General features: G+C 70.4%; 8 protein-coding genes and 1 pseudogene. 2 read left to right on the top strand and 7 right to left on the bottom strand.

Going from position 1 to position 6,618, the window contains the following annotated elements:
* From VKG64_08715 to VKG64_08745, 7 genes and pseudogenes are all read right to left on the bottom strand, one after another.
* Positions 1 to 255: thymidylate synthase (locus VKG64_08715; GenBank protein ID HKB25122.1), on the bottom strand; the 255-nt coding region annotated here is incomplete at its 3' end.
* A gap of 101 nt (positions 256 to 356) precedes the next feature.
* Positions 357 to 899 carry a hypothetical protein gene (locus tag VKG64_08720; GenBank protein HKB25123.1) on the bottom strand — a complete coding sequence of 181 codons (543 nt, stop codon included), beginning with the start codon at positions 897 to 899 and terminating at the stop codon, positions 357 to 359.
* Positions 881 to 2,365: a GldG family protein gene (locus VKG64_08725; protein ID HKB25124.1), complete on the bottom strand. Its 1,485-nt coding sequence runs from the start codon at positions 2,363 to 2,365 to the stop codon at positions 881 to 883. Before VKG64_08725 ends, VKG64_08720 begins: the two co-directional genes overlap by 19 nt.
* Entirely contained in the window at positions 2,362 to 3,063 is a 702-nt protein-coding gene (locus VKG64_08730) for an ABC transporter permease subunit (protein ID HKB25125.1), read from the bottom strand. The genes VKG64_08725 and VKG64_08730 overlap by 4 nt, the downstream gene beginning before the upstream one ends.
* Positions 3,060 to 3,767 carry an ABC transporter ATP-binding protein gene (locus VKG64_08735; protein HKB25126.1) on the bottom strand — a complete coding sequence of 236 codons (708 nt, stop codon included), beginning with the start codon at positions 3,765 to 3,767 and terminating at the stop codon, positions 3,060 to 3,062. The genes VKG64_08730 and VKG64_08735 overlap by 4 nt, the downstream gene beginning before the upstream one ends.
* A gap of 74 nt (positions 3,768 to 3,841) precedes the next feature.
* Complete coding sequence (locus VKG64_08740) at positions 3,842 to 4,711, bottom strand: N-acyl homoserine lactonase family protein (GenBank protein ID HKB25127.1); 870 nt, start codon at positions 4,709 to 4,711, stop codon at positions 3,842 to 3,844.
* Between the two features lie 283 nt (positions 4,712 to 4,994).
* Positions 4,995 to 5,165 (bottom strand): annotated as a pseudogene (locus tag VKG64_08745) (thymidylate synthase).
* A gap of 116 nt (positions 5,166 to 5,281) precedes the next feature.
* On the opposite strand from VKG64_08745, the gene VKG64_08750 reads away from it, so the two are divergent.
* Together VKG64_08750 and VKG64_08755 are read left to right on the top strand one after the other, a co-directional pair.
* Positions 5,282 to 6,295, top strand: coding sequence for a cyclase family protein (locus tag VKG64_08750; GenBank protein HKB25128.1), 1,014 nt, complete (start codon positions 5,282 to 5,284; stop codon positions 6,293 to 6,295).
* Positions 6,296 to 6,306: 11 nt separating this feature from the next.
* On the top strand, positions 6,307 to 6,618 hold a 312-nt coding region (locus tag VKG64_08755), incomplete at its 3' end, for a hypothetical protein (protein ID HKB25129.1).

Consider the following 6,618-nt stretch of genomic DNA (forward strand, 5'->3'; position numbering starts at 1 on the left):
CTGCTCGGCGCGCTCCCGCGTCGCCTCGCCGAGCGCCCACGTCGTGCCGTGGGCCGCGGCGTCCGCGAGGCTCCCCTTGGGGAGGAACTCGTCGAGGAAGAGCCGGCGGAGCGACTTCGGCGAGCGCGAGTAGCGCGCGAATAGCGCGCCCTTGACGACCTCCGGCAGGTTGACGAGCGCGAAGACCGGGCCGTCGAGGTTCGTGAAATACGGGGCGAGGGCGGCGCGCTCGTCCGGCGTGAACTCGTCGGTCATCGGAAGGATCTTAGCACCTCAGACGAAGAACAGCCGCTGCACACACGCCGCGGCGAGCAGGAAGAGGAGCGGCCCGCGACCGGGCGTGCGCAGCGCGCGGCTCATCGAAGGCCCGCCGCCGCCTCCCACTCCGCGCCCACGAAGCGCGGCAGCAGGATAAGCTCGGCGCGACCGGTGACGCGCGCGTACTGGGCGAGGCCCTGCGCGTTGGCGCCACCGAACTCGATGACGAAGGGGTCGGCGCCGTCCGTGTGGACGGCGACCGTGTAGCGGGGCGGATCGAGCCCGAACTCGGCCGCCGGCGTTCCCGCGAACTCGTCGCGCGCCATCACACGCTGCGGCGCCGAGACGTGGAGGAACCTCAGCCCGCCCTCGAGCCGGCGTTCCCAGTCGGCGGACGCGCCTCCGGGCCCGGTGACCGTCCATCCGCTCCCGCTCCGCGTGAACCGCCACCGCCGGTCGCCGGCCGTCACGCGGACCTCGCGCACGCGCGCGGGCGCGATGTGGAGCATCACGCCCGCGGCCTCGAAACGCGCCAGACCCGGCTCAGGCCGCCGCCCGTGGAGCGCGAGCGCGGCGATCGTCGCGGCCGCGAGCACCGCCGCGGCGGGCCACGCGAGCCGCCTCAGCGCCGGCGCCGCCACCAGACGACGCTCCCGGCGCCGATCACCACGCCCGGTAGGACCATGACCGTCACCATGAAGATCCCGCGGACCTGGCGGTTGGTCAGTACGACCGTCGGCAGCACCTCGACCGGCGGCTTCAGCGTCGGCGCCCGCTCCTCGCGGACGAGCCACGCGAGCATCGCCAGCACGAGATCGCTGTTGGACATGTACGGGAAAAACGAGTTGCTCGCGAAGTCGCCGTCGCCCACGACGACCAGGCGGAAGGGCCTCGCGTCGGAGGCGCCGGGCAGGACGCCCTCGGCCGCGGCCGCGAGCACGTGCGCGCGCCGGGCGGGCGCGGGCATGGCGCCCAGCGGCCGCACGTAGCTCTCGGCGCTGCTCGAGACCAGGGGCGCCACGGTGACGCCGGGCGCGGGCACGAGCTCGAGCGGCCGCACGCCCGGATAGAAGGAAAGCGCCAGGCCGCGGGTGATCGGGTGGTCCGCGTAGCGGGGGACCGCGACCATCTGCTCGTCGGTGAAATAATGGTCGAGCGGGTCGACCACGACGCCGGCGCCCACGCGGATCCCGGCGCTCCGGAGGACCGCGGCGAGACGCGGCTCGATCGGGAACGCGACGTCGTAGAGGAGCAGGGCGGCGCCGCCGCGGCCGAGGTACTCCGCGAGGACGTCGCTCTCCGACGGCGCGTAGCGCGTGCGCGGGCTCGCCTCGACGAGCGCCGCGCACTCGCCCGGCACGCGGCCGGCGGTGGCGAGCGTCACCTTCCGTGCGGCGAAGCCGAGGCTCTCGAGCGCCCGGCGCAGGCGGCCGACGCCGTGCTGCTCCATCAAGACCACGCCGGCGCCCTCGGCGCCGTGGCTGTGCGCCTGCACGCCTTCGAAGTGCGTGTGGTACTCGAAGTTGTCGATGTCGTACTCGCCATGGCCCGCGGCGAAGCAGATCGTCTTCACGGACGCGCGCGTGACGCGCACGATTCCGAGGGCGATGTCCCGGTCCTGGGTCGAGACGACCTGCAGCCGCCGGCCGTCGCTCTCGAGGACCGCGACGTTGTACACGCGGACGCCGAGCCGGCTCGCCAGGCCCGGGTGCTGGTCGGGATCGACGGTCCGGACCCGGAGGCGCGGGTTCGCCCTCCCCATGATCTCGAGCATCGTCTTGGCCGCCCGGCCGGCCGGGTCCTGCTTCTGGTAGAAGTAGGTCAGCTCGACGTCCGAGGTCAGCCCCTCGACCACGCGCCGCGCGTCCGGCGACGGCGTGAACGCCTTCTCGCTCGTGACGTCGAAGTGGACGTCGTGCCGGAAGAGCGCGACGTTCGCGCCGAGCGTGAGCGCGGCCGCCGCCACGACGACCGCGCCGCGGGAGAGCCGCCGCGGCCACCCCGCGCGCGCGAGCGGCAGGCGCGTGCCGGCGGCGAAGAGAACCGCGAGCGCCGCGACGACCGTGGCGAACCAGACCACGTTGATCGCGTCCGCGGCGGGGCTCACCGGTCGGCCAGGGCCCGGGTCGTCAGGAACAGCGCGAGCAGCGACAGCGTCACGTAGTACCCGGCGTCGGACAGGAACAGCGAGCCCCGCACGAAGGTCGTGAAGTGGCCGATCAGCGAGAGGTTGATGAAGAAGAGGTCGAGCGGCGCGGGCGCGAGGTAGGCCACCGAGTCCGCGAACCACAGCATGAGGAACGTGCCGAGCGAGGCCGCGGCCGCGACGACCTGGTTCTCCGTGAGCGCCGACGTCAGCGTTCCGACGGCGACGAGCAGGCACGCCAGCAGGAGAAGCGCCAGGTAGCCGCCGTAGATCGGCGCCCAGTCGGGCTGGCCGTAGAGGCCGAGCACCACGGCGTACGCGCCCGAGGCCACCAGCATCGCCGTCACGAGGGCAAGGCTCGCGAGGAACTTGGACAGGACGACCCAGACCTCGGCCACCGGCGCCGTGAGCAGGAGCTCGAGCGTGTCGCTGCGCCGCTCCTCGGCGAAGACGCGCATCGTCAGGACCGGCACCAGGAGGACGAGCAGCACGTACGTCTGGTGGAAGATGTAGGTCAGGTTCGCGACCTTCGTGAAGAACAGCGTCAGGCTGAACGTGTAGCCGAGGACGAGCAGGAACACCCCGCCGATCGCGTACGCGATCGGCGACGTGAACGTGGCGTGGAGCTCCTTCCGGAAGAGGACGCCGAGTGCCCTCATGTGAGCGAGAGGAAGAGCGCCTCGAGGTCGGGCGTCTCGGCGACGGCCCGCACGGCGAGCAGCTCCCCGCGCAGCAGGATCGCCACGCGGTGCGCGACCTTCTCGATCTCGCCGAGGATATGCGAGCTGATAAGCACCGTGCGCTCCCCGGCCAGGGCCTGGATGAGCTTCCGCGTCTCGATGATCTGGCGCGGATCGAGCCCGTTGGTCGGCTCGTCGAGGATCACCACGTCGGGCTCGTGCACGAGCGCCTGCGCGAGCGCGACCCGCTGGCGGTAGCCGCGCGAGAGCGTCCGGATCGGCGCCGCCATGACCTCGGCGAGGCTCAGGCGCTCGGCCACCCGGGCGATCGCGCCCGGCTCGGCGCCGCGCGGCATGCCGCGCAGCCGGGCCATGAAGGCGAGGAACTCGCCCACCCGCATGTGCGAGTAGAGCGGCACGGACTCGGGAACGTAGCCGATGCGGCGCCGCGCCGCCAGCGCGTCACGGACGGTGTCGTGGCCGGCGACGGTCAGCCGGCCGGCCGAGGGCGAGAGATAGCCGGTGAGCATCCGCAGCAGGGTCGTCTTGCCCGACCCGTTCGGACCGAGCAGGCCGAGGACCTCCCCGGACCGGACCTCGAGGCTGACGCCGCGGACGGCGGCGACGCGCCCATAGAGCTTCGTGACGTTGTCGACGACGATGACGGGCGGAGAGGCGCTCATAAAACGATCAGCCCGGGACGGTGCGTCGTCCCGGGCTGTCCTGAGACGGGCCGAACAGCGGGAACCGCCGACCGCTATTCGTAGTAGTCCGGCGCCTGCTTGGTCGCCTTGAACACCTCGGGGTCGTGACCGTAGAAGATGCTCGCGTTCTCGGCGTCGCGGACGTGGCGGATCTTCGCGTAGCCCTCGTACATCAGCGTGGGGCTCCAGGTACCGGGGATCGGCGGGATCAGGTTCTTCTCGAGGCTCTCCTTGAGGTACACGACGTCGCTCGTCAGCACGACCGTGCCGGTCTTCGGCAGCCGCACGACGGCGAACTGGCTCCCCGGAGTGTGGCCGGGCGCGCGGATGATCTCGATGCTCCGATCATTGAACAGGTCGAAGTTGCCCTCGAGCCGGATCAACTTGTAGTTCTTCGTGTCCGCGAAGTCGCCCGGGATGTAGTAGATGGAGTAGCCGACGTCCGGCCACCACGCGGCCTTCATCTCGTCGTTCTGCACGACGAGGGTGGCGTTGGGGAACTGGGACACGTTACCCCCGTGGTCGAGGTGCATGTGGCCGACGACGACGTACTTGATGTCCGAGGTCGTGAGCCCGATCTTCGCGAGCTGGGCGGCCATCGCGTCGTTCGCGGTCATCTTGAGCCCGAAGCCCTTTGCGAGCGGCCCCCACCAGCCGTCCGGGTTCGTGATGGTCTTGTCGTTGTTGCCCGTGTCGAACATCACGTTGCCCTTGGGATGCTTGATCACGTAGAACGACACCGGCGCCCAGTCGATGTTGCCCTGGCCGCCGATCTGGAGGGCTCCCTTCGGGAAGCCGCCGAGCGAGCCGGACGTGAAGACGTAGAGCCGCATCCCCGCGGGACTCTGCGCGGACGCCGGCGGCACGGTGACGAGGACGAGGACGGCGGCGAGCACGGTGGCAAGCAGCGCTGATCGCCTCATGGGCTCCTCCCGATACGGGGTTCGGTGCGTGGCAGAGTGTGACGACGTACCCGGTCCGTTGTCAATAGGGTGTCCCCGCGGCCCGCGGCCGTCACCCCTTCTTCATGTACGCGGGCGTCTCGCCCGTCAGGAAGTCCTCGCGCGGCGGCGCGAAGACGTCCACGACCTCCGTGTCCTCCGGGAACCACGCCTCGTGCTCGACGCCGCCGGGGATGACGCCGGCGTCGCCCGCGCGCCACGCGGCGCCGCGCGCGGCGGCCTCCCCGAGGCCGCCCGCGGTCAGGAATTCGTCGAGGAAGAGGCGGCGGAGCGACTTCGGCGAGCGCGAGTAGCGCGCGAAGAGCGCGCCCTTGACGACCTCCGGCAGGTTGACGAGCGTGAAGACCGGGCCGTCGAGGTTCGTGAAATACGGGGCGAGGGCGGCGCGCTCGTCCGGCGTGAACTCGTCAGCCATCTCGCACCCGATCTTAACACCCTCGCACGATGGCCCTTGAACGAGACGACGATCGGTCATATGATCCCGGCCACGTCGAGTGCAGCCGTCCTCTCCCAGCTGAAAGGAGTTTTCGTATGAGGCCCATCGCCATCGCCACCGCTGTCCTCCTCCTCGTCCTCGGCACCGCGTCGCTCGCTCTCGCCCAGACCGACTGTACCAAGGTCGTCCCGCCCTCCCCCTGGGGCCCGAACGACCAGACGGGCGCGACGAACCGCGTGACGGCCGCCGTCACCAGGGCCGCCGCCGCCGAGATCAAGGAGGGCAAGGTCATCCCGATGTCGCAGCCACTCGTGGATGGGGTGCCGCTCTTTGGCACCCGCTTCACGAAGACCATCCTCACGGCCACCACGCTGGCACCCGGCGCGGCGCTCGGTGAGAACCAGCTCACCTACATGGAGGACACGTGGCTCAGCCAGAGCCATGTCGGCACCCATCTGGACGGCCTCGGGCACATCGGCCGCAAGGATTGCTACTTCAACCAGATCGCGATGGGGAAGTTCATCAACCAGAACTACATGATGAAGCTCGGCCTCGAGCACATCAAGACCTTCGCCACGCGCGGCGTGCTCGTCGACATGGTCAAGGTCTACCAGGCCGCCGGGAAGTTCAAGGGCAACCCGGCGTGCAAGAAGCCGTGCCTCGACAAGGGCACGCTGATCACCGCCGCCGACATCCAGGCCGGGCTCCGGATGTACAACGCCACGCTCCGTGAGGCTGACATCCTCATCATCCACACGGGGTGGGGTGACCTCTTCGAGCAGTACCCCGCGCAGAACGCCACCTACAATGGCGGCGAGCCGGGGATCGGCAAGGACGCCGCGAACTGGCTCGTGAGCCAGAAGATCGTCGCCGTCGGCAACGACACGTGGGGTGTCGAGGTGATTCCCGGCGAGAACCCGAAGGAAGCGTTCATCGTCCACAATATCCTCATCACCGACAACGGGATCCACATCCTGGAGAACGTTCGGACCGATCTGATGGCGGCCGAGGCCGCGGCCAGCGGCCGTTCGACGTTCTTCTTCAGCATGACCGTGCCGAAGGCGGTCGGGCTCACCGGCAACTTCGTCGGCATCGAGGGCATCCGCTAGGGCGCTCCGCAGTGGACGAAACATCCGCGCGGCCGGCGCCCCAGGCGGGGCGCCGGCTTCGAGCGCGCACCCTTCGAAGCTTCGCGCTCCTCCTGATCCTGATCCTCGCCGGCGCGCCCGCGGCCCAGGAGCGCCGCTGGGTCGTGGCGTTCGCGAACCTCACGGAAGAGCCCGGCGTGACCCTCGAGGGCACCGGCTTCACCGGACGCGAGGTGCGCGAGGGCTTCGCGCTAGCCGCGCGCCAGTGGCCGATCGAGCTCGTGTTCTACGACAACCGCCGAGACCCCCGGCAGGCGCTCGTCAACGCCACGGACGCGATCGGC

This window comes from Candidatus Methylomirabilota bacterium, assembly GCA_035260325.1.
Lineage (GTDB): Bacteria > Methylomirabilota > Methylomirabilia > Rokubacteriales > CSP1-6 > AR19.

Bases quoted from the DNA above. Each gene is read 5' to 3' on its own strand.
- VKG64_08730 (HKB25125.1), bottom strand. From the start codon at position 3,063: ATGAGGGCACTCGGCGTCCTCTTCCGGAAGGAGCTCCACGCCACGTTC.
- VKG64_08740 (HKB25127.1), bottom strand. From the start codon at position 4,711: ATGAGGCGATCAGCGCTGCTTGCCACCGTGCTCGCCGCCGTCCTCGTC.
- VKG64_08750 (HKB25128.1), top strand. From the start codon at position 5,282: ATGAGGCCCATCGCCATCGCCACCGCTGTCCTCCTCCTCGTCCTCGGC.
- VKG64_08735 (HKB25126.1), bottom strand. From the start codon at position 3,767: ATGAGCGCCTCTCCGCCCGTCATCGTCGTCGACAACGTCACGAAGCTC.